This window comes from Frankia sp. AgPm24 (genome assembly GCF_023243055.1).
Classification (GTDB): Bacteria; Actinomycetota; Actinomycetes; order Frankiales; family Frankiaceae; genus Frankia; species Frankia umida.
The window spans coordinates 35,432-57,378 of sequence record NZ_JALKFW010000209.1 but is presented as its reverse complement, the minus strand read 5'-3'; the positions used below and the strand labels follow the sequence as shown (position 1 = coordinate 57,378).

16 protein-coding genes and 2 pseudogenes are annotated in these 21,947 nt (G+C 71.9%); 10 read left to right on the top strand and 8 right to left on the bottom strand.

The genetic code is table 11. The annotated features are described in order from the left end of the window. Positions 1 to 70: 70 nt before the first annotated feature. On the top strand, positions 71 to 532 hold the full coding sequence (locus MXD61_RS21630; RefSeq protein WP_248815280.1) for a hypothetical protein: 462 nt from the start codon (positions 71 to 73) through the stop codon (positions 530 to 532). Between the two features lie 154 nt (positions 533 to 686). On the opposite strand, the gene MXD61_RS21625 is transcribed toward MXD61_RS21630, so the two are convergent. Both MXD61_RS21625 and MXD61_RS21620 read right to left on the bottom strand, forming a co-directional pair. Continuing rightward, positions 687 to 1,535 carry a 4'-phosphopantetheinyl transferase superfamily protein gene (locus MXD61_RS21625; RefSeq protein WP_248815279.1) on the bottom strand — a complete coding sequence of 283 codons (849 nt, stop codon included), beginning with the start codon at positions 1,533 to 1,535 and terminating at the stop codon, positions 687 to 689. A gap of 6 nt (positions 1,536 to 1,541) precedes the next feature. Beyond that, on the bottom strand, positions 1,542 to 2,435 hold the full coding sequence (locus MXD61_RS21620) for a metallophosphoesterase (protein ID WP_248815278.1): 894 nt from the start codon (positions 2,433 to 2,435) through the stop codon (positions 1,542 to 1,544). Between the two features lie 319 nt (positions 2,436 to 2,754). On the opposite strand from MXD61_RS21620, the gene MXD61_RS21615 reads away from it, so the two are divergent. Continuing rightward, entirely contained in the window at positions 2,755 to 3,111 is a 357-nt protein-coding gene (locus tag MXD61_RS21615) for a YkvA family protein (protein WP_248815277.1), read from the top strand. Between the two features lie 34 nt (positions 3,112 to 3,145). Here the strand turns inward: MXD61_RS21615 and MXD61_RS21610 are convergent, their stop codons facing one another. Then, the gene (locus MXD61_RS21610) at positions 3,146 to 3,721 is read right to left on the bottom strand and encodes a TerD family protein (protein ID WP_248815276.1); all 576 of its coding nucleotides are present in this window, start codon (positions 3,719 to 3,721) and stop codon (positions 3,146 to 3,148) included. Between the two features lie 281 nt (positions 3,722 to 4,002). Between MXD61_RS21610 and MXD61_RS21605 the strand changes: the two genes are divergently transcribed. The 3 genes from MXD61_RS21605 to MXD61_RS21595 all read left to right on the top strand — a co-directional run bounded on the left by MXD61_RS21605 (position 4,003) and on the right by MXD61_RS21595 (position 5,747). Further along, positions 4,003 to 4,221 (top strand): hypothetical protein, encoded by a 219-nt coding sequence (locus MXD61_RS21605; protein WP_248815275.1) that lies wholly within the window; start codon positions 4,003 to 4,005, stop codon positions 4,219 to 4,221. Positions 4,222 to 4,317: 96 nt separating this feature from the next. Further along, positions 4,318 to 4,770: a MerR family transcriptional regulator gene (locus MXD61_RS21600; RefSeq protein WP_248815274.1), complete on the top strand. Its 453-nt coding sequence runs from the start codon at positions 4,318 to 4,320 to the stop codon at positions 4,768 to 4,770. Beyond that, entirely contained in the window at positions 4,770 to 5,747 is a 978-nt protein-coding gene (locus MXD61_RS21595; protein ID WP_248815273.1) for an aldo/keto reductase, read from the top strand. Before MXD61_RS21600 ends, MXD61_RS21595 begins: the two co-directional genes overlap by 1 nt. Before the next feature lie 75 nt (positions 5,748 to 5,822). On the opposite strand, the gene MXD61_RS21590 is transcribed toward MXD61_RS21595, so the two are convergent. Both MXD61_RS21590 and cobN read right to left on the bottom strand, forming a co-directional pair. Beyond that, on the bottom strand, positions 5,823 to 6,809 hold the full coding sequence (locus MXD61_RS21590; RefSeq protein ID WP_248815272.1) for a response regulator transcription factor: 987 nt from the start codon (positions 6,807 to 6,809) through the stop codon (positions 5,823 to 5,825). Between the two features lie 256 nt (positions 6,810 to 7,065). Continuing rightward, positions 7,066 to 10,986 carry a cobaltochelatase subunit CobN gene (gene cobN, locus MXD61_RS21585; RefSeq protein WP_248815271.1) on the bottom strand — a complete coding sequence of 1,307 codons (3,921 nt, stop codon included), beginning with the start codon at positions 10,984 to 10,986 and terminating at the stop codon, positions 7,066 to 7,068. 446 nt (positions 10,987 to 11,432) lie between these two features. Here cobN and cobG point away from each other — a divergent pair, with 446 nt between their 5' ends. The 3 genes from cobG to MXD61_RS21570 are packed head-to-tail and all read left to right on the top strand — an operon-like array spanning position 11,433 to position 15,225. Next, positions 11,433 to 12,884: a precorrin-3B synthase gene (gene cobG, locus MXD61_RS21580; protein WP_248815270.1), complete on the top strand. Its 1,452-nt coding sequence runs from the start codon at positions 11,433 to 11,435 to the stop codon at positions 12,882 to 12,884. After that, the gene (locus MXD61_RS21575) at positions 12,884 to 13,546 is read left to right on the top strand and encodes a precorrin-8X methylmutase (RefSeq protein ID WP_248815269.1); all 663 of its coding nucleotides are present in this window, start codon (positions 12,884 to 12,886) and stop codon (positions 13,544 to 13,546) included. Before cobG ends, MXD61_RS21575 begins: the two co-directional genes overlap by 1 nt. Beyond that, positions 13,543 to 15,225, top strand: a complete 1,683-nt coding sequence (locus tag MXD61_RS21570; RefSeq protein ID WP_248815268.1) for a precorrin-2 C(20)-methyltransferase — start codon at positions 13,543 to 13,545, stop codon at positions 15,223 to 15,225. The genes MXD61_RS21575 and MXD61_RS21570 overlap by 4 nt, the downstream gene beginning before the upstream one ends. On the opposite strand, the pseudogene MXD61_RS29010 reads toward MXD61_RS21570, so the two are convergent. The 3 genes and pseudogenes from MXD61_RS29010 to MXD61_RS21555 all read right to left on the bottom strand — a co-directional run. Beyond that, positions 15,220 to 15,999, bottom strand: a pseudogene (locus tag MXD61_RS29010) (cobalt-precorrin-6A reductase); the annotation flags it as partial. The gene MXD61_RS21570 and the pseudogene MXD61_RS29010 overlap by 6 nt on opposite strands. Positions 16,000 to 16,134: 135 nt before the next feature. Continuing rightward, a pseudogene (gene cobM, locus MXD61_RS29005) lies at positions 16,135 to 16,866 on the bottom strand (precorrin-4 C(11)-methyltransferase); the annotation flags it as partial. 145 nt (positions 16,867 to 17,011) lie between these two features. After that, positions 17,012 to 17,671 (bottom strand): DUF3710 domain-containing protein, encoded by a 660-nt coding sequence (locus MXD61_RS21555; protein WP_248815267.1) that lies wholly within the window; start codon positions 17,669 to 17,671, stop codon positions 17,012 to 17,014. Between the two features lie 470 nt (positions 17,672 to 18,141). Here MXD61_RS21555 and MXD61_RS21550 point away from each other — a divergent pair, with 470 nt between their 5' ends. After that, positions 18,142 to 19,512: a DUF5925 domain-containing protein gene (locus MXD61_RS21550; protein ID WP_248815266.1), complete on the top strand. Its 1,371-nt coding sequence runs from the start codon at positions 18,142 to 18,144 to the stop codon at positions 19,510 to 19,512. Between the two features lie 803 nt (positions 19,513 to 20,315). Next, complete coding sequence (locus MXD61_RS21545; protein WP_248815320.1) at positions 20,316 to 21,947, top strand: carboxyl transferase domain-containing protein; 1,632 nt, start codon at positions 20,316 to 20,318, stop codon at positions 21,945 to 21,947.

The window sequence follows — 21,947 nt, the reverse complement described above, 5'->3', positions numbered from 1 at the left end:
GGATACCGAACTCCCGGCCAGTCGCGGGTTATGCTGGTGTCGCATTCGAGACAGGTGGGAGAACCACGTCATGAATTCCCGCGAGCCAGTGGGCGCATCCGATCCCGGCCCGACGGATCAGAACATCATCGACCACATCGCACTGGAACTCCAGCTGATACTCGGTGCCCACCACGGTCAGGGTTACGGTGGTGTGGTGGTCTCCGCCGCCCGGGGTGTGGTGACGGTCTACCGGACGGAGGAACACGCTGCTGGAATTGACGCGGTCATCGCCGGGAGATCTGACGCGCGTCATATCCGAGTCGCATCGGCTCGCCACTCCCACGCCTGTCTCAGCGAGATCCGCGATCGTGTCTCGGCGGACCTGGACTACTGGCGGCGACGCGGAACTGTCCTCACGTCGCTGGGCATCGGGGCGCGGGGCGAAGCCGTGGACATCGGCGTCGAGAGCCTGGTCGAGGTGGCCGCTGTCGAGCAGCGGTACGACGGTCTGCCGGTCGCGGTGACGGTGGTGCGGCCCATTCCGTTCTGAGCCCCACGCTTTCCTCCTCGCAGGCGCTATCGGGGCTTGCGGCCCTCGACGCCACGGGTGCGCGGGCGGCGGCCCGCGGGGTGGGAACCGGGGCCGGTGCGGCCCGCGGGGCGGAAGCGGCCGGCCGGGCGGGGGCGACGTCCTCGTCGGCGCATCACGCGGTGACCGACGAGGCTGGGACGCCGTCGATGTGTGTGGCGGTGATCGCGGTGATCAGCAGGCCCTCGCCGACGAGCCAACGTCCGTCGAAGCCGGTCAGGGTGCCTGACCCGAGCGCGGGACCCGCGACCAGCAGTCGTGCGCTGAACGTTCCTTCGGCTCGCACCAGCTTCTGCGTGGCCGTGAGGCCACCGTGGCTCCCGCCCGCATGCCCCGCCGCTGTCACCGCGGCGCCAGCCGTCGTGACCGGGCCGACCGGGCCGACCGGGCCGACCGGGCCGTCGAGGGCGTCGATGGTCTGGGCGAGCGGTGCGGTGCCGGGCTCGAGGCTCAGGTGGGCGTCCTCGAAACCCAGCCAGCGTTGAGCCAGCGGGAACCAGGCCTTGTACACCGATTCCTTGGCGCTGAACAGCAGGCGGTCCCACCGGACGGCCGGGTGGGACGCGGTCAGCGCGGCGAGGCGGTCCGCCTCGTCCGCGACGGTGATCTCGTGGGTGACACCGGGCGGGTTCGGCTCGTTCGGCTCGGCGTCGATACCCAGGGTGTAAACGTCACGGGACCAGGCGACGGCGGCCGCCCGGTAACCGGCACAGTGGGTGATGCTGCCGACCACGCCGGCGGGCCACCCGGGGGCGCCGCGCGGGCCGGGCAGGATCGGCGCCGGCGGCAGGCCGAGCTGGCGCAGCGCCTTGTGCGCGCAGATGCGGGCGGTGGTGAACTCGCGTCGGCGTTTCTCCACCGCCCGGGCGAGCAACGCCGACTCCTCGGGGAACAGCACGGCGGCCGGTTCGTCCTCGAACGCCTCGACCGCGATGGCCGCAGCGGGTAGCAGGCTCGAGAGCACCGGGCGTCAGCCTCGCGCCGACGCCGTCGCCGACGCGTCGCCGGACGCGGTGCCCACCCGTTTACGCTCGGGCCGCGGTACGTACGGCAGGATCTGACGCGGCCCGATGTACGGCCGGCCGTACGCCTCCCACGCGGCCCGTTCCCGCGGATACCCCATCGAGACCTCCTCGAAGCGGACATCGTCGTACCAGGTCGTGCGGGGAATGTGCAGGTGACCGTAGACGGCCGCCGCCGCGCGGAAACGCAGGTGCCAGTCGGCGGTGGCGGTGGTACCGCACCACAGGGCGAACTCCGGGTACCGCAGGACGTCGCAGGGCTGACGGACCAGCGGCCAGTGGTTGACCAGCACCGGTGGAACAGCCGGATCGAGTGCCGCCAGCCGCTGCTCGGTGTAGGTGACGCGGGCGCGGGACCAGTCGTCGATCCGCGGGTAGGGATCGGCGTGCAGCAGCCATTCGTCCGTGCACACCACACCTGTGCTGCGAGCCAGGTCGAGCGCTTCGTCCCGGGTGGTGGTTCCGGCCGGACGGAAGGTGTAGTCGTACGGGACGAACAGCGGGGCGACGACCACCGGCCCGCCCTCGCCGACCCAGACCGGGTAGGGATCCTCCGGGGTGAGCACGCCGACGTCGCGGGCGGCGGCGACCAGATAGCGGTACCGGGCGTCGCCCCGTAGCCGCAGCGGGTCCTGTTTGGCCGTCCACAGTTCGTGGTTTCCGGGCACCCAGATGACCTTGGCGAAACGGCTGCGCATCAGCCGCCAGATGGCGATGATGTCGGCGGCGATCTCGCCGACGTCGCCGCCGAGGATCAGCCAGTCCTCGGGGGAACCCGCCTCGATGCTCTCGACCAGGCCCCGGTTCTCCGCGTAGCCGATGTGCACATCACTGACGGCCATCAACCTGCCAGTGGGTTGACCAGCGGACTGGCCACTGCGCCGGCCGGAGGGCACCGGCGACTCCGCGGAGGACACACCACGAAGCCTACCGGCGCCATCGCGCCTCTGTCCGCCCGTCGCCGGATCTGACAGCCGACACCACCCGCGGTCGCTACGGGTCATCGGTGGGCGCCGCGGATCGCCGGTGGGCACGGGGTGGCCGTCACCGAGGTGCCGGTGGATGTTCGAATCAGGTCACCGCGGGGCATGCCGCAGGAGATCATGGCTGCGTCGTGGGATGTCGACGACGTGCGCGGGTTCGGGCGAGGGGACGTGGACGATGGGTGACTTCGGAACCGCGCTGCTGATCGGCCTCGGTGTGCTCGTGGCGGTCGGCCTTGTGCTGGCGATCGCCGCGCTGGTGGTGATCCGGCGCTACGACCTGCCGGTGCGCGGGATCGTGGCGACGTTGGGCAGCCTCGCCTACGTGGTGTCGCCCGTGGACGCCGTCCCCGAGATCCCGCTCGGCCCGATCGGCCTCATCGACGACCTGCTGGTGATCATCGGGGCCGTCGTGTACGTGCACGGACTGATCCAGTCCCGCCGCGGCGGCGGGAACGCGTCCGGCCTGTCCGGCGGTCTGCCCCACCAGCCCGCCCCGCCGCGGCTGGCCCGAGGCCAGCGCGGCCGACGCTGATCAGCGGCCCGGCGCGATCAGACGTCCAGGGCGATCAGACGTCGAGGCCGTAGGAGCGGGCGATCGCGGTCAGATCCTGCACCCCGCCCTCGCCGAGCGCCCGGAAATGCCAGCCGTCACCCTCGCGTAGCAGGTCACCGAACAGCATGGAGGTGTCGCGGGCAGCGGAGGAGGACAGATCGTAACGGACCAGCTCGGTGTCGGTGTCGGTGTTGACGACACGAATGTAGGCGTTGTGCACGTCACCGAAACTCTGCCGACGATACTCCGCGTTGTGGATGGTCACCGGGAACACGATCCGGGTGATCGCGCGCGAAAGCAGATCGAGACGCACGTCGATCTGTTCGTCGTCGCCGCGGCCCTCCCCGGTGAGGCTGTCGCCGCGATGCACGATCTCCCCGCGCGGCGTGCTCAGGTTGTTGTAGTAGACGAAATAGCCCCGGTTCGGGGCGAGGCCGTTGTCCTGTAGGGCGATCGCGCTCGCGTCCAGGTCGAACTCCTGCGCCCCCGGGCTGTTCGGGTCCCAGCCCAGACCGACCCTGATATGGGTCAGGACGCCCGTGGTTTCGACGAGGGCGGTGCTGGCACCCTTGGCGAGATCAATACCCACTGTTGTCCACACTCACTGTCGTCGTTTCCTACCTGCGCCTGCGGCCTGCCTGCTCCCGCCCCCGGCTCACCGAAGATCCACGTTGGACGCGGGATGCGTGATCAGCCAAGCACATACCGCCGGCTGGGGGCGTGGCAACGCGGATACTTGCGCATCTGCCATCCGGATACGGGCGCGGTGGAACGCACTGGTACCACCGCGGGCCACAGCCGCACCGATGGGGGTGCGGTCGGCCCGTTCCACGGGCGCGTGGTAGGGGTGATTGGCTAACGTCGTCAGGTGTGGATCAGCTTCCGCTGCTTGTCGGCTCCGGCGACATCGCCCGTGCGCTCGGTCTGACCCGTCAGGCGGTGGACCATCGGATGCGCGTCGACCCGGCGGCACCCAGACCGGCCGCGGTGGTGAACCGCACCGCCACCTGGGGCGGCACCCGGATCTGGTGGCGCGCCGAGGTCGACCGTTGGCTGCGCCTCGAACCCGAGCACTGGCACCTGCGCTGACGTCCGCTCTCCCGCGCCACCCGGGTCGCATGCGGTTGACCACGCTGACCTCGGATGGTTGACCTCGAGCGCACTCCAGGTCCTAGCGTCTGTGGCATGGCCACGCTTGAAGCGTCCGTATCGCCGCCGGTGCGGCCGTCCACCCACGTCGGCACGTCGACCGACGGCCACGCCGGTGACGGCGAGTCGACCTGGACGATCGCCCAGGCCGCCCAGGCCACCGGGGTGAGCGTGCACACCCTGCGGTACTACGAGCGGGCCGGGCTGATGCGGGAACCGGTCGCCCGGGCCGCCTCGTCGCATCGTCGTTACACCGCCTCCGACATCGCCTGGGTGAGTTTCCTGACCAGGCTGCGGCTGACGGGCATGCCGATCCGCGAGATGGCCCGCTACGCACGACTGGCCCGCGCCGGTGCCGGCACCGAGACGGACCGGCTGGCCCTGCTCACCGAGCACCGCCGTCGGGTGCTCGACCGGTTGCACGAGGAACAGCGCAACCTGGCCGCCATCGACCACAAGATCGCCCACTACGAGAGGATCCTCCGTTGATGCGTACCGTCACTCTCGGCTCCGCGGGCCTGCGGGTTTCCCGGCAGGGCCTGGGCTGCATGGGTATGTCCGACTTCTACGGCGCGACCGACGACACCGAGTCGATCGCGACGATCCACCGCGCCCTGGACCTCGGCGTCACCTTCCTGGACACCGCGGACATGTACGGTCCGCACACCAACGAGCGGCTCGTCGGCACCGCCCTCGCGGACCGCCGCGACGAGGTCGTGCTGGCCACGAAGTTCGGTATCATCCGGGACCCGGCCAACCCGGCGGCCCGTGGGATCAACGGCCGGCCTGACTACGTCCGGGCCAGCGTCGAGGGCTCGCTGGCCCGCCTCGGCGTCGACCACATCGACCTCTACTACCAGCACCGCGTCGACCCGACCGTGCCGATCGAGGAGACCGTCGGGGCGATGGCCGACCTGGTCACCGCCGGCAAGGTCCGCTACCTGGGCCTGTCGGAGGCGTCGGCGGCGACGATCCGTCGCGCCCATGCCGTCGCACCGATCAGCGCGGTGCAGACCGAGTACAGCCTGTGGACCCGCGATCTTGAGCGGGACATCCTGCCGACCCTGCGTGAGCTCGGTATCGGCCTGGTCGCCTACAGCCCGCTGGGCCGGGGTTTTCTCACCGGCGCCCTGCGTTCCACGGCGGACGTCGCCGCCGACGACTTCCGTCGCGGCCTCCCGCGACTGCAGGGCGACAACCTCGAGGCGAACCTCCAGCTGGTCGCCGAGATCGAGAAGATCGCCACCGACAAGGGGGTGACCCCGGCCCAGCTCGCGCTTGCCTGGGTGCAGCATCAGGGCGACGACGTCGTGCCGATCCCCGGCACCAAGCGCCGTCGCTACCTCGAGGACAACGCCAGCGCCACCGAGATCACCCTGACCGACGCCGAAGCGGACCGTCTGGGAACCCTTGGTGCGTCCGTCGCCGGCGACCGCTACCCCGACATGTCCACGATCGACAGCTGACGCGGAACCCTTCCCCCGGGAGCCCTCACCTCGGACGTCCGCTCGAGGGACGGGTGCCCTTGTGCTCGCCGGGGGTCAGTCGCCACCGGAGGGAGCGCAGACGCGGTAGCCGATACCGCGCACGGTGAGGATGTGGGTGGGCGCCGAGGGGTCCACCTCCACCTTGCGGCGCAGCCGCCGGACGTGGACGTCGAGCATCCGCGCCCCGCCGAAGTAGTCGTAGCCCCAGATCCGTTCCATCAGCTGCCGACGGCTGACCGCCTGCCCGCCGGCCACGGCCAGCTCGCACAGCAGACGGAACTCGGTGCGGGTCAGAGCCTGGTCCTCGCCGTGGCGACGCACCACCCCCTCAGCCGGCCGGATCTGCAGTTCGCCGACGCTGAAGGCCCGGCCCGGACCCTGCCCGGCGGGGCGGGTACGGCGCAACAGGGCGCGTAGCCGGGCCAGTGCCTCCGCGGACAACGGCGGAGCGGTGATGAAGTCGTCGGCGCCGGCCTCAAGACCCGCGACGATGCCCTGCGGGTCAGCGCGATCGGCCACCACGACCAGCGCGACGTCGCAGCCCGCCCGGACCTGCCGGCAGAACTCCAGCCCGCTCATCGGCGCCAGCTCTGGCTCCACCGCTGGCCCCGGTGCCTGTTCCGACGTCCGGGCCGAGGTCGGCATCGGCGTTGCCGTCGCCGTCGGGACGGGGAAGCTGACCGATGGGGGTCCGGCCGGGCCGTAGACGAGCGTGTCGAGTCGTTCCGCGGCGAGTGCGGCCCGCTCGGGTGGCGGTAGCTGTTCGCGTGCGGGCGGCCGGCTCGTCCCCCCGGGCCAGACCGGACGGTCGAACCAGGGATCGTCAAGGGCGGCCAGGTCGTCGGGCAACGGCAGGGCGCCCGGCTCGGTGCCCAGTGGGAGGCAGCTCAGGACCAGATCCACCGACCGGGAGGCGAGCACGGCGAGGGCATGGTCCGCCGAACGGGCGGTGTCGACGCCGTAGCCCTCGTCCACCAGCGTGGTCAGCAGCTCGCGGCGGGCCGCCGCCTCGTCACCCACCAGCAGAAGAGTCGTCCGCACCTTGGCCATTTTCCCCGAAGCCCACGCTGATTCCCAGCGGGCCTGCGCGGGTGGTGGGACCGCCGGCCCGTCCGACACCGGCTGATGGGCCGGGCAGCGCTCCGTTGTGGCTGGTAGGCGGGCCGCACGTGCCGTTGGGTAGGGGCGGCGAAGGGACGGACGGCCTCCAGCGGGGGTAGCCCTGGCTCCCCGACTGGGGACTGTGGTCCCGGCTCGATCGCGCCGCCTGGCCACCCGGGCGGTCCGGTCGTCAGGGCTACCGCGGCGGCCCCGCGGCGGGTTCGGTGGCGGCCGTGGTGTCCTCCAGCTGCCCCTCGGTCCGCAGGTAGAGCTCCTGGAGGCCGTCCAGCGTGGCCGGTTCGGGATGCTCCCACAGGCCGCGGGCGGCGGCCTCGAGCAGACGTTCGGCGATGCCGTGCAGAGCCCACGGATTCGACTCGAGGAAGAACTTCTGACTGTCGGCGTCCAGGGCATAGGTCTCGGCGAGACGCTCGTACATCCAGTCGGCCACGACTCCCGCGGTGGCGTCGTAGCCGAACAGGTAGTCCACGGTGGCGGCCATCTCGAACGCACCCTTGTAGCCGTGGCGGCGCATGGCGGCGAGCCAGCGGGGGTTCACGACCCGGGCGCGGAAGACCCGCGAGGTCTCCTCGGACAGGGTCCGGGTGCGTACCGCCTCCGGCCGGGTGCTGTCGCCGATGTAGGCCGCGGGTGCCCGGCCGGTCAGCGCCCGCACGGTCGCGATCATGCCGCCGTGGTACTGGAAGTAGTCGTCGGAGTCGGCGATGTCGTGCTCGCGGGTGTCGACGTTCTTCGCGGCCACAGCGATCCGCCGGTAGGCGGCTTCCATGTCGGGACGGGCCGGTGTCCCGTCGACGCCACGACCGTAGGCGTAACCACCCCAGGTGGCGTACACCTCGGCGAGGTCGGTGTCGTCACGCCAGTTCCGACTGTCGATCAGTGGCAGCAGGCCCGCGCCGTACGCCCCCGGACGTGACCCGAAGATCCGCAGGGTGGCACGCCGCTCATCCCCGTGATCGGCCAGGTCGGCGCGGGCGTGGGCCCGCACATGGTTGTCCTCGTCGGGCTCGTCGAGGTCCGCGACCAGCCGCACCGCGTCGTCCAGCATCGCCACGACATGCGGGAACGCGTCGCGGAAGAATCCGCTGATACGCACGGTCACATCGATGCGCGGCCGGCCGAGTTCCGCGAGCTCGATCGGCTCGAGTCCGTGCACCCGGCGCGACGCGTCGTCCCACAGCGGACGGACACCGAGCAGGGCCAGTACCTCGGCCACGTCGTCGCCGCTGGTACGCATCGCGCTCGTGCCCCAGACCGACAGGCCGACCGACTCCGGCCAGCGCCCGGTATCCGCCCGGTAACGCTCCAGCAGGCTGGACGCCATGGCCTGCCCGGTCTCCCAGGCGAGTCGGCTCGGCACGGCCTTCGGGTCGACCGAGTAGAAGTTACGCCCGGTCGGCAGCACGTTGACCAGTCCCCGCAGCGGCGATCCGCTCGGCCCCGCCGGTACGTACCCGCCGTCCAGGGCGTGCAGCACGTTGCCGATCTCGTCGGTGGTCCGGGCCAGCCGCGGGACGATCTCGGTCGCGGCGAACCGCAACACCGCCGCCACCGCCTCGTGCCGCCCGGCCAGCTCACCCGCCAGCTCCACCTCGTCGGACGGCTCCACCTCGTCGGACGGTTCCGCGGAACCGCTGCTCGCCGCGTCGATGTGCGGCTTCGGGCTGGCCGGCTCGCCGAGGATCGCGGTGACGGTGGGGTCGACAGCGGCCGGGTCCCAGCCCTGGCGCTCCAGCTCGGTGACCAGGGAGAGGGCGACGCGTTCGGCCTCGTCCACGGTGGTGCGCGACGCCGCCTGAGCGCCTTCGTCGAGACCGAGTGCCTCACGCAGACCGGGCAGGGTCTGCTGCCCGCCCCACATCTGACGGGCCCGCAGCATCGCCAGCACCAGGTTGACCTGGGCCGCACCAGTCGGTGCGACGCCGAGGACGTGCAGGCCGTCGCGGATCTGCGCGTCCTTGACCTCGCACAGCCAGCCATCGACGTGCAGCAGGAAATCGTCGAACTCGACGTCATGCGGCCGGTCTGCGAGGCCCAGATCGTGATCGAGGCGGGCGGCCTGGATGAGCGTCCAGATCTGGGCGCGGATCGCCGGCAGCTTCGCCGGGTCCATGGCGGCGATCGAGGCGTGTTCGTCCAGGAGCTGTTCGAGGCGGGCCAGATCGCCGTAGCTTTCCGCCCGGGCCATCGGCGGGACGAGATGGTCGATGAGGGTGGCGTGCGCCCGCCGTTTCGCCTGAGTGCCCTCGCCCGGGTCGTTCACCAGGAACGGGTAGATCATCGGCAGGTTGCCCAGCGCCGCGTCCGACGGGCAGGAGGCGCTCATCCCGACCGTCTTGCCGGGCAGCCATTCCAGGGTGCCGTGCTTGCCGAGATGAACCAGGGCATGCGCGCCGAACCCGCCCGCCGTCGGGGCGGCGGACAGCCAGCGGTAGGCGGCCAGGTAGTGGTGGCTCGGCGGCAGATCCGGATCGTGGTAGATCGCGACCGGGTTCTCCCCGAATCCACGCGGCGGCTGGACGAGCAGCACGACGTTGCCGGCCCGCAGCGCGGCCAGCACGATGTCACCGTCCGGGCTCGCGTTCGCGCCGTGGTCGACGTACAGCTCGCCGGGCGCGGGGCCCCAGTGCCGCTCGACGCGGTCGCGCAGATCGGTCGGCAACGTGTCGAACCAGGCCCGGTAGTCGTCGGCGCGGATGCGTACCGGGTTGCCGGCGAGCTGGGCTTCGGTGAGCCAGGCCGGATCCTGCCCGCCGGCCTCGATGATCCCGTGGATGAGGGCGTCGCCGTCGCTGGCGGCGACCCCGGGCAGCGCGTCCGGGCCGTCGGCGGGCCCGATGTCGTAACCGGCCGCGCGCATCGCGTGCAGGAGCCGCACGGTGCTCGCGGGGGTGTCCAGGCCGACGGCGTTGCCGATCCGGGAGTGTTTCGTCGGGTAGGCCGACAGCATCAGTGCGATCCGGCGATCCGCCGCCGGGACGTGACGCAGCCGCCCGTGCGCGACCGCCAGGCCCGCGACCCGGTCGGCCCGCTCGGTGTCGGCGACGTAGCTGGTCAGGCCGTCGGCGTCGACCTCCTTGAACGAGAACGGCACGGTGATCAGCCGGCCGTCGAACTCGGGGATCGCCACCTGGGTGGCCGCGTCCAACGGGGACAGCCCGTCATCCGAACCGGCCCACGTCGCCCGCGCGCTGGTCAGGCACAGGCCCTGCAGAATCGGGATGTCCAGGGCCGCGAGCGCGCCGACGTCCCAGGCCTCGTCGTCACCGCCGGCTCCGACCTTCGCCGGCTGACTGCCGCCGGCGGCGAGCACGGTGACGACCAGCGCGTCCACCCGGCCAAGGACGGCGAGCAGTTCCGGTTCGGCGGTCCGCAACGACGCGCAGAACACCGGCAGGGCCACCCCACCGGCACGTTCCACCGCCGCGGCGAGTTCCGCGACGAACGTGGTGTTGCCGGCGACGTGATGCGCCCGGTAGTACAGGATGCCGACCACCGGCCGCCCCGCCGGCACCGACAGCGCCTCGGCAGCCGCCGGATCGGCCGTGGCAACCGGATCGGTCGTGTCACCCGGGTCGGCGGCGAAACCCGGCAGGACCCCCCAGGACGGTGTGACCACCGGCGGGTCGAAGCCATCGCCGGTGAGCAGCAGGGTGTCGGCGAGGAAGCGGTGAAGCTCGCGCAGGTTCGCCGGGCCGCCCTCGGCCAGGTAGGCGTGCGCCTGGGCGCAGATCCCCCCGGGGACGGTGGAGGCGGCCATGAGCTCCGCGTCCGGCACCCGCTCCCCACCGAGGACGACCACCGGTCGCGGCCCGGCGAGCAACGCCGCCAGGCCCTCCTCCCACATCCGCCGCCCGCCGAGGATGCGCACCACCACGACGTCGACCCCGTCGGTCAGCCCAGGCAGGTCGGCCACCCCGAGCCGGGCCGGATTGCCGAGCCGGTAGCGGGCGCCGCTGGCCCGCGCGGACAACAGGTCCGTATCGGAGGTGGACAGCAGCAGCACCGCGGCGTCGAACTCGGTGTCGCCGCTGCCACCCGGGCCGCCGGACGCGACAGCCGTGGTGGGAGGTACCTCGGGGCGTGCGGGGGTCATGAAGTTGCCTCTCCCGGGGGATCCGCGTCCCCGTGTCAGCTGGCGCCAACGCTGCGCCGGCGGTGCCGGACGGCGACCCTGACCCGACGTGGACGCGCCGGCGGAAAACATGACGATGCCGTCACCCGCGGTGGCGCACCCGAACCGTTATCGGGACCTGCCGTGCCCCTGACGGCCGAGCCGAGTATCCCGGCTCCCGGGTGCCCGCCGAGCCTGCCCGAACCCGCGGACCGCGCTCGCCCGCCTGTGGCCACCGGTGACTGTGGCCACGGTGGTGCGGTGCCGAGTGCGTTCCTGGCCGACCTACCATGACAGATCGGCCACCCACACTGTCAAGCCGTGCCCACGTCAACGGACGTATCCCGGCCACTTTTCCCGCTCCGCCCGGCTGTGGGCAGTGACCGGATCGGCCGCGCCTGTCCCGGGGTTGCACGTATGCTCCGCCGGTGTCCACCAGCCGGCGGGAGCGCACCCAGGATGCCTGCCCCGGGGTGCTGCGAACGCATCCGGCCGCTGACGGCGCGCTCGCCCGGTTACGGCTGCCCGGGGGCCGGCTCGCCCCCCGAGCGGCGCGTGAACTCGCGGCGTGTGCCCGTGAACTCGGCGACGGCCACCTGGAGCTGACCTCCCGCGGCAACGTGCAGATCCGCGGCCTCGCTGACGGCGCCGCCGTGGCTCTGGCCGGGCGGGCCAGGGCGGTGGGCCTGCTGCCGTCGGACACCCATGAGCGCATCCGCAACATCGTGGCGTCTCCGCTGTCGGGGCGCGGCCCCGGTGGGCGGGACGTGCGGGGACTCGTGGCCGCCCTCGACGAGGGCCTGCGCGCCGATCCGGTGCTGGCGGCGCTGCCCGGACGAGTCCTGTTCGCGGTCGACGACGGTAGCGGCGACCTGGAGGGCATCCCGGCGGATCTGGCGCTGCGGGCGCAGCCGGGCGGCCGGACCCTGGTGTGTGTCGCCGGCGAGACGCTGGCACTGCGGGTCCCCGACCTGGTGGCGGTGCCCGCGCTGCTCGCCGCGGCTCGGGCCTTCGTGGACCGGGTCGCCGCGGGCGGACCAGCCGCGTCCGCCTGGCGGGTCGCCGAACTGCCCGACGGCCGCGATCAGCTTCTTGCCGCCGCGGCCGGCGTCGCCGCGACCGCCGGCGCACTCGTCGCCGACGACCGGCCGGTGACCCCGGGTACGTCCATCCCGGGTATGTCGACGGGGAGGTCGAAGCGGCCGGCGTCGCCGGGGGCACAGCCTGGGGCCCATGCCCAGCGGGACGGACGCTGGGCGTTGACGGCGCTCGTACCGCTGGGTCGGCTGCGGGCCGACCAGCTCGACCTGGTCGCCGGGATCGCCGAGCGGCTCGAGGATGCATCCGTCGGCGGCGACCAGGGCACGGCGGGTGCCGGCGCGCTGGTGGTGACGCCATGGCGGTCGGTGGTGCTGCTGGATCTGACCGCGGCGCAGCTGGCGGATGTCCGTACGCGGCTGGCCGCCGCGGGCCTGGTCGTCGAGGAGGACTCCGGCTGGCTCGGCGTGACGAGCTGCGCTGGACGTCCCGGCTGCGCCCGCGCCCTCGCCGACGTGCGCCGTGATGCCACCCGGGTGGCGCTGGCGGCGGGGGCCGGGGCGCGGCGGCCGGCACTGCCGGTGCACTGGTCGGGCTGCGGCCGTCGGTGTGGGCAGCCGTCCGGCGCCGTCGCGGAGGTGGTCGCGCAGCCGGACGGATATCACGTGCGAGCGGGGTCTCTGGCATCCTCGGCTCCGTTCGTGGTGACCTGGGCTCCGGATGCTCCGGTACCTGTGGGTGCGGCCGGTGACGGGGACCGCGAACCGGGTGTGGTGGACTGGTCGGCCCTCGTCGACGCGGTGACGGAGGCACGGGAGCTGCATCGACGGGAGACGGGCTGATGGAGACTGCGATGTCGGCGGGCACGCCGCGTCCGGAGTACGACTACATCCGGGACGGGGCGGAGATCTACCGTCGGTCGTTCGCGACGATCCGCGCGGAGGCCCGACTGGACGGGCTGCCCGCGGATCTCGCCCGGGTCGCCGTCCGCATGATCCACTCGTGCGGGATGGTCGACCTGGTCGACGACCTGGCCGCCAGCCCCGGGGTGGTCGCGGCGGCGCGTTCGGCGCTGCTGGCGGGGGCGCCCGTCCTGTGCGACGCGCAGATGGTCGCCGCCGGTGTGACCCGGCGCCGGCTACCGGCGGACAACGAGATCCTGTGCCTGCTGGGCGACCCGCGGGTGCCGGCTCTGGCCGCGCAGGTCGGTACCACCCGAAGCGCCGCGGCCGTCGATCTGTGGGTGCCGCGGCTGAACGGCGCGGTCGTGGCGATCGGTAACGCGCCGACGGCGCTGTTCCGGCTGCTCGAGCTGGTCGCGGCCGGAGCGGGGCGCCCCGCGGCGGTCCTCGGCGTGCCGGTGGGGTTCATCGGGGCCGCCGAGTCCAAGCGGGCCCTCGTCGAGGATCCGGTTGGCCTGGAGTACCTCGTCGTCCACGGCCGGCGCGGGGGAAGCGCGATGGCCGTGGCCGCCATCAACGCCATCGCGAGCGAAGCCGAATGACCGCCGTGCCCGAGCCGGTGGCCGAGCCGGTCGTGGACGAAGCTGCGGTGGGACGGCTGTGGGGGGTGGGGGTCGGCCCGGGAGACCCGGAGCTGATCACCATGAAGGCGGTGCGGCTCATCCGGGACGCGGATGTGATCGTGTATCACAGTGCGCGGCACGGGCGCAGCATCGCCCGCTCGATCGCCGCCACCCATCTGCGCGGCGACCAGATCGAGGAGGCCCTCGTCTACCCGGTGACCACCGGGGCGACCAGCCACCCGGGCGGTTACCGGGGGGCGATCGACGAGTTCTACGAGGACTGCGCCAAGCGGTTGGCCACCCACCTGGACGCCGGTCGCGACGTCGTCGTGCTCAGCGAGGGCGACCCGTTCTTCTACGGTTCGTTCATCCACCTGCACCGCCGGCTCGCCGATCGGTATCCGACCGAGGTGGTGCCGGGGGTGACCTCGCTGTCCGCCGGCTGCGCGGTGCTGGGTCGGCCGCTCGTCGAGGGCAACGAGGTACTGACCGTGCTGCCGGGCACCCTGCCACCGGACGTGCTGGCCGCACGGATCGCCGGGACCGACACCGCCGTCGTGCTCAAGATGGGCCGGACGTTTCCCGGTGTGCGTGAGGCGTTCACCGAGGCGGGCCGCCTCGCTGATACCTGGTATGTCGAGCGGGCCACCACCGCGGGCCAGCGCGTCGCCCGCCTGGACGAGGTCGACGCGGAGTCCGTGCCGTACTTCTCGCTGGCGGTGCTGCCAAGCCCCGTGCGCGGTCCGCGGGATCCGGCGCCGCTGCGGGCCGGGCAGGCCGAATGGGTGACATCTCCGGTCGGCGGTTCCGCCCGGCGGTCGGTCGAGGCGGTGCCCGAGGTCGTGGTGTCCGAGGTCGTGGTGTCCGAGGTCGTGGTGTCCGAGGTCGTGGGGATCGGTGACGGGCAGCCGGGGGAGGTGGTCGTCGTCGGGCTTGGCCCGGGGGACACGGCATGGCTCACACCCCAGGCCGAGGCGGCGCTCGCCGTGGCAGAGGACCTCATCGGCTACGGCCCGTACCTGGACCGAGTACCCCCCAACCCGCGGCAGCGCCGGCATCCGTCGGGCAACACCGTCGAGGCCGACCGGGCCGAACACGCCCTGGAACTCGCCGCGGCCGGAGCCCGGGTGGCGGTGGTGTCCTCGGGAGATCCGGGTGTGTTCGCGATGGCCACCGCCGTCGTCGAGGCGGCGGCGCAGGAGCGGTTCGCGCAGGTGGCGGTGCGGATCGTGCCCGGGCTGACCGCGGCCCAGGTGGTGGCGAGTCGAGTGGGCGCGCCGTTGGGGCACGACTTCTGCGTGCTGTCGCTGTCCGACCGGCTGAAGCCCTGGGAGATCATCGAGCGGCGCCTGCGGGCGGCCGCGGCCGCCGATCTCGTGCTGGCCCTGTACAACCCGGCGTCGCGGACCCGTCGGGAGCAGCTGGACCGGGCGTTCACGGTGATCCGGGAGCATCGTGCCCCGGACACGCCACTGGTGATCGGCCGTGACGTCGGTGGACCCACCGAGTCGATCACGGTGACGACGCTCGGTGACGTCGATCCCGCTGTCGTGGACATGCGCAGTCTGCTGCTCGTCGGCTCGTCGATGACCCGCATCGTGCGCCACCGCCGAACGGGCGACCTCGTCTTCACCCCGCGGAGCTATCCGGCCTCATAGCCCCGTCGAAGGCGCGGCCATGTTCTGCTCGTTGATCCTGGCGAGCGCCTCCTCGACGGAGGCCGTGAGGTCCGCGCCTGGTGGCGGTGCGGGCCGGTCGACGAGCACGACGGGCAGGCCCAGCTCGCGGGCGGCCGTCAGTTTCGCCGCGGTCATCGGTCCCCCGCTGTCCTTGGTGACGACGACGTCGATGGTATGGCTGCGCAGCAGCGTTCGCTCGGCGTCGACATCGAAGGGCCCCCGGTCGAGCAGAACGGTGTGCCGTGGCGGCAGGGGTCCCTCGGGCGGATCGACGCAGCGGATCAGGAACCAGGGGCGGGCCAGGGGCGCGAACAGCCCGAGATCGCCACGCCCGGTGGTCAGAAAGACCCGCGGCGCGGTCTCGGACCTCGCTCCACCAGGTGCGAAACCCTCGAGCAGTTCGACCGCGGCGACCATGGTCGGTACCCGCCGCCAGTCATCTCCCGGCCCCTCGTGCCAACCGGGCCGGCGCAGCACGACCAGTGGTAGCGCCACCGCGGCGGCCGCGGTCGCCGCGGATGCCTGCATCCTGGCCGCGAACGGGTGGGTGGCGTCGACGACCAGGTCGATCCGTTCGGCACGCAGAAGCGCGGCGAGCCCGTCCGGCCCACCGAAGCCGCCGATCCGCACGCGACACGACGGTGGAACCCGTGGGTCCCGTACCCGACCGGCGAGTGAGTACAGCACCTCGTACCGACTGTCCGCGACGAGCTCGGTGGCCAGTTGGCGAGCCTCGCCACTGCCACCGAGCAGCAGAATCCGGCGCGGCGCCGACGGCGCTGACCACCCGGGTGGCACCGGCCCTCCCGGCGATCCCCGCGGCGCGGCTTCCGGCGGCACCGACGACCAGCCGCTGGCGGGCGCCGGCTGCCCGTTGTCCGGCGCGAAGCGGCCCTTGGAGTACAGGAAGCTGTCCTGGAAGTCGCCCGCGGCCAGTGCCCGGCCCACGATGATCACCGCCGTCCGGGTCAGGCCCGCGGCGCGGGACCGCCCGGCGATGTCCGCGAGGGTGCCGCGCAGCACCGTCTCCCGGTCACGACTGGCCCACGCCACCACGGCCGCGGGGCAGGTCGGACCATAACGGGGGGTCAGCTCGCGGACGACCTCCTCGATCCGGTGGACCGCCAGATGCAGGACGAGGGTCGCACGCGACGCCGACAACGTGGTCAGGTCCTCGCCCGGCGGCATCGGACTGGACACCACCGACGTCCGGGTGAGAATCACGCTCTGCGCGATCCCGGGGATGGTCAGTTCCTGGCGCAGGGCGGCGGCAGCGGCCGCGAAGGCAGGCACTCCTGGCGTCACCTGGTAGGGGACACCGGCCTCGTCGAGCCGGCGTAGCTGCTCGGCCAGCGCGCTGTAGAGGGATGGATCGCCCGAGTGCAGCCGGGCAACGTCCTCGCCGGCCGCGTGGGCGGCACACAGCTCGGCGACGATCTCGTCCAGAGTCATCCGGGCGGTGTCCACGAGCCGGGCGCCAGGTGGGCACCAGGCCAGCATCTCGGCTGGTACGAGGCTGCCGGCGTACAGGCAGACCGGGCTCGAGGCGACGAGGTCACGGCCGCGGACAGTGATCAGATCCGCGGCGCCCGGCCCGGCTCCGATGAAGTGGACGGTCATCCGCGGCCCGACCTCAGGGCTGGGCGCCGTGCGGAACGGGACACGGGCCGCAACGCTAGCAGCCCGCGGCCGCACGAGCGGTCCACCGCCGGGCCAGGCAACGCCCGCACGCGCCCGTGTGGGCGGCGTGCGATCCGCCGGGCTCTCAGGCGAACAGGCCTCGAGTACCGAGGGTGATGACCTCGCTGGCCGCGCGGGGCGCGGGGACCTCCACGACCGGCGCGGCCCGGCGATCGGGCGGCAGGAGCGGGAGCGGTTCACGGACCGGCATCGGCTCCGAGCCGCGCACGACGACCGTGGCTGCGAGCAGTTCCTCAAGGGCAGGCGCGGCAGCGGGCAGGGTGGCGGCCTCGCCGGTGAACACCGCGCACAGGAACCACCGTGGCCCGTCGACCCCGACCACGCGCGCCCTGGTCGGCCCCTGATCGGTGAAAACCGGCAGATGAAGCTCGGGACCGCGCGGACCTGGCCGTTCGATCGCCTGATTCGACTCGTCCTGCTCCTGGAGGGCGCTGCGCAGATCCTCGCGGATCTGCGCCCACAGACCTTCCCCTCGTGGTGCGGCGAGCACGGAAAGCTCGATCGTGGAGGTTCCGTCCGTGACGACCAGCGCCGGCAACGGGCCGATACGGGACAGCCGCAGCCAGGTGCCGTCCACCCGTGGGATCAGCAACGCGCCGAAGTCGGCACGTTCACGTTCGTCCGCTGGCAGGTCGGCCAGATCGAAGGGACCAATGTGGGGGAGCCCATCAGCCTGTGTGATCCCTGACAGCGCGGTCAGGTCCGCATCCGCCTCGGCTACCACGGATGAGTCCTGGACCACCTCGCTCGGATCGACGGCGCCCGCCGGCTCGGCCGAGGGAGCTTCCGAGCGAGGCGTCCCGGGACGGGCGCCATCCGCGTCGCCGGACACATGGCGTCGCGTCCACATTGCAGCTCGTCCACCAAGCACTGAGCTCCACCTCCACTCCGGATCGTGAAGTGACAGGACGGCTCTTCTCGGTAGGCGCGCCGGTGAGGGGGTCGGCTTCCGCGGGGAGCGGCCCGGACTCCGTGGGCGCGACACCGCACCGGTCGCGGCCGCCCGGGCTGTCCGGCAGTCGAACCCCTCGGCGGAACATCCGCCCATCAAGTGACTTAAGGTAGTTGAATTTGTGCTCTGTGTCGCCGAGATGCGGATGTCGATCAAGGTCGAGCCGCGGTGTGTCGCGGCGTGGCGCGGTAAATCCGGTAACGGGATGGTGGAATCCCCACGCGTCCGGGACCATCAGGAGCGTGTCTGTTCCAAATCAGAAGGCGTCGCTGCCCAAGTCCTGGATGGTCTCCGAGTCGTTGAGCGGCGGCATGAAGCTTCCGTTTGTCGTCGGCCTGGACGATTCCGACACCCCGTACGACGTGGTCGACGCACTCGCCCTCGCTCCCTTCACGACAGGTGAACAGCCCTGGGCGCGTAGCGCGCGGCTTGACCGGCTGCGACCGGGGGCCACTCTCTTGCCTTCCGGGGCGAGGGTGCTGCGCTCGGTGGTCGAGGAAGCCCGCGACTCGCGTCTTGCCGTGGGCGAGGGGTGGACCGTGCGGGCGGTGCGTTGGCGCGGCGGCGGAGGTGAGGTCACCGTGACCGCGGTCACCGAGCAGCTCGCCCGTGGAGTTCTCGAGGACGTGGTGCGGGCCTCCACCACCGAGGTCGGCGCCGACAACAACGTGACCATGGGCTTCTGGTACCTGTCGAGTCAGCGAGGGCCCATCCGGACCAGCCGTCGCACGGCCACGACGAGCTGGTCGTCCATCCGCGACAACTACGCCACATCGACAGTGGGTGATCTTGAAGCGCTGATGTCAGTCCGCCGCGAGACAGTGGCCGGCAGGCTCATCCTGCTGCACGGCCCAGCCGGGACCGGGAAGACCACCGTGCTGCGCGCTCTGGCCCATGAGTGGCGATCGTGGTGCCAGGTCGACTGTGTCCTCGATCCGGAGGCGCTGTTCGCTGATCCCGCATACATGATGGAGGTCGCGATCGGCTTCGACGACGATGACGACGGTGACGGCGACAGCGACGCGGCGGACATCGCGCAGGAGTCGGCCGCGGACCCGGCGACGGTCGAAGCCGCGGGAGGCCAGGGAACCACCGGCGATGTCCAGGCATGCGGGGAGACCGATGATGCTGGCACCGGGGACGGTGATGCCGACGTCGGCGCGGCGAAGATCTCGGATTCTCCGGTGGGTGGGAGCGGGAGTGGGAGCGGTGCCGAGGACCGGATGGGCCAGCCGGTCCGTCGTCGTTGGCGGCTGCTCGTCATCGAGGACTGTGACGAGCTGATTCGCGGTGATGGCCGAGGGACCACCGGTCAGCAGCTCTCGCGGCTGCTGAACCTGACCGATGGTCTGGTGGGCCAGGGGCGAGAGGTACTGGTCGCGCTGACCACCAACGAGGATCTGCTGCGGCTGCATCCCGCGGTCGTGCGTCCTGGTCGATGCCTTGCCCAGATCGAGGTCGGCGCTCTGCCGTACGCGGAGGCGGTCTCCTGGCTCGGCACGGCGGAAGGCGTCGGTTCGACCATGACCCTCGCCGAGCTGTTCGCCCTGCGGGACGGCCGCGGCCTGCCGCGACCCGCGCGCGTCGACGCCCGTCACGGCCTGTACCTGTAAGTCACCGGTGTTCGGGGTGTCGTGCGCGAGTCGCGCGGCGCCCCGAGCCGGTATCAGGACGTGATCAGGCCAGCAGATATGACCGCATGCCCGCCGGACGAAGGCTCCTCGCTGTCGAGGGGCGGAACGCGGCTCCACGGCGAGGATCAGCCACGCTGTTGAGCTGTCACGGTGCGAAGGGCGCCGTGTACCGGCCGGACGGATCGCCCGCCAGCCCCGCGGGCCGGCTGCGAAGCGCGGGAGGACCCCGGGCCGCGTCGTGGCGGGAGCCGCGGTGACGGAAACCGCCACGGCCCGGTCGAGGTGTCGGACCCGGACGGCGACCCGCGCTGGTAGGTGGGCGGGAAGCCCGCGGTGATCGCATCTGCGCGGACGGCGGGACGCGGGTCGTCGCCGCACTGATCTCCGGTTGGCTGTGCCTGCGTCCGTGCCGGCGCTCGCCGCCCACCTGCTCGAGCGTCGGCCTCGGTGGAGCGGGACGAAGGCGAATGGGTGCGGCGGGGAAGGGATATCCCCGCAGGTGGGAGCCTCTCGCCCGAGAGCCGCTAAGGTAGCCCGCGATGGCGTCAATCATGACAATTTCGCCGGGGGCGGCGTACCGAATTCGGGGGATGGCGACGGTGCGGTGCGTCGCGTGTGGCCGCAAACGGCGGTGCGCGGTTCGATGTTCGGCGGAGGCGAGTGGATTCGCAACCTGCTGACCTGGGAAAACGTCATCATCGGCAAGATTGCGTCGACATTGTGGGGGTGTGACCGTGACCGCGGTACGCGTGGGAGACGCCGCCGGGGTGCCGACCGGTGAGATGAGTGCCGTCCCGCCGGGTGACGTTCCCGTCCTGGCCAGCCGGATCGATGCGTTCGGGGAGCAGGCGCGTCGCAACGCCGAGGCGCACTGGGACGCCGTGACGGATCTGCAGGAGCGGCTCGCCGTCGCCGCGGCCGGCGGGTCGCCGAGGGCACGTGAACGGCATGTCGAACGCGGCAAGCTGCTCCCGCGTGATCGGGTCGACGCTCTGCTTGATCGAGGGAGTCCCTTCCTCGAGCTCTCCCCGCTCGCGGCGAACGGGCTGTACGACGATCCGGTGCCGGGGGCGGGCATCATCACCGGGGTCGGACGGGTCAGCGGCCGGGAATGCCTCATCATCGCCAACGACGCGACGGTCAAGGGCGGCACCTACTACCCGTTGACCGTGAAGAAGCATCTGCGGGCGCAGGAGGTCGCGCGGCAGAACCGGCTGCCGTGTCTCTACCTGGTGGACTCGGGGGGCGCCTTCCTGCCGCTACAGGAGCAGGTGTTTCCTGATCGAGACCACTTCGGTCGGATCTTCTACAACCAGGCGCGGATGTCGGCGCAGGGCATCCCGCAGATCGCCGCCGTGCTGGGATCGTGCACGGCGGGGGGTGCCTACGTTCCGGCGATGGCCGACGAAGCGGTGATCGTCCGCGACCAGGGCACCATCTTCCTGGGTGGCCCGCCGCTGGTGAAGGCCGCGACCGGCGAGGTGGTCAGCGCCGAGGAGCTGGGTGGCGGGCTGCTGCACGCGCGCACGTCCGGCGTCACCGATCATCTCGCCGATGATGATCATCATGCGTTGCGGATCGTCCGGTCGATCGTGGCCACGCTGGCACCCCGTGCGCGGCGGCCGTGGGAGGTCGTGCCGGTCGAGGAGCCCGCTGTCGACCCCGCGGGGCTGTACGCGGCTGTGCCACCGGACGGGCGTACCTCCTACGACGTCCGTGAGGTCGTCGCGCGTATTGTCGATGGCAGCCGCTTCGTCGAGTTCAAGGCGGAGTTCGGCACCACCCTGCTCACTGGAACCGCCCGGCTGCACGGCCATCCGGTGGGCATCGTGGCGAACAACGGGGTCCTGTTCGGTGAGTCGGCGCTCAAGGGCGCGCATTTTGTCGAGCTCTGCGACCAGCGCGGGATTCCGTTGGTGTTTCTGCAGAACATCACCGGCTTCATGGTCGGTCGTGAGTACGAAGCCGCCGGTATCGCCAAGCACGGCGCGAAGATGGTCAACGCCGTTGCCTGCGCCCGCGTACCGAAGTTCACGGTCGTCATCGGCGGATCCTACGGTGCGGGGAACTACTCGATGTGCGGGCGGGCGTACTCGCCACGTTTCCTGTGGATGTGGCCGACCGCACGGATCTCGGTGATGGGAGGTGACCAGGCCGCGGCCGTGTTGGCCACCGTTCACCGTGATCAGCTTGCCGCCTCCGGTGTGGACTGGGGAGACGAGGAGGAGGCATCCTTCCGCACACCGATCCGTGAACGGTATGCGGCGCAGAGCAGCGCCTACTATTCGACGGCTCGGCTGTGGGACGACGGTGTGATCGATCCGGCGGACACCCGGACGGTGCTGGGGCTGGGGCTTTCGGTCGCGGCCAATGCTCCCCTCGATCCGGTTGGTTACGGAGTTTTTCGGATGTGA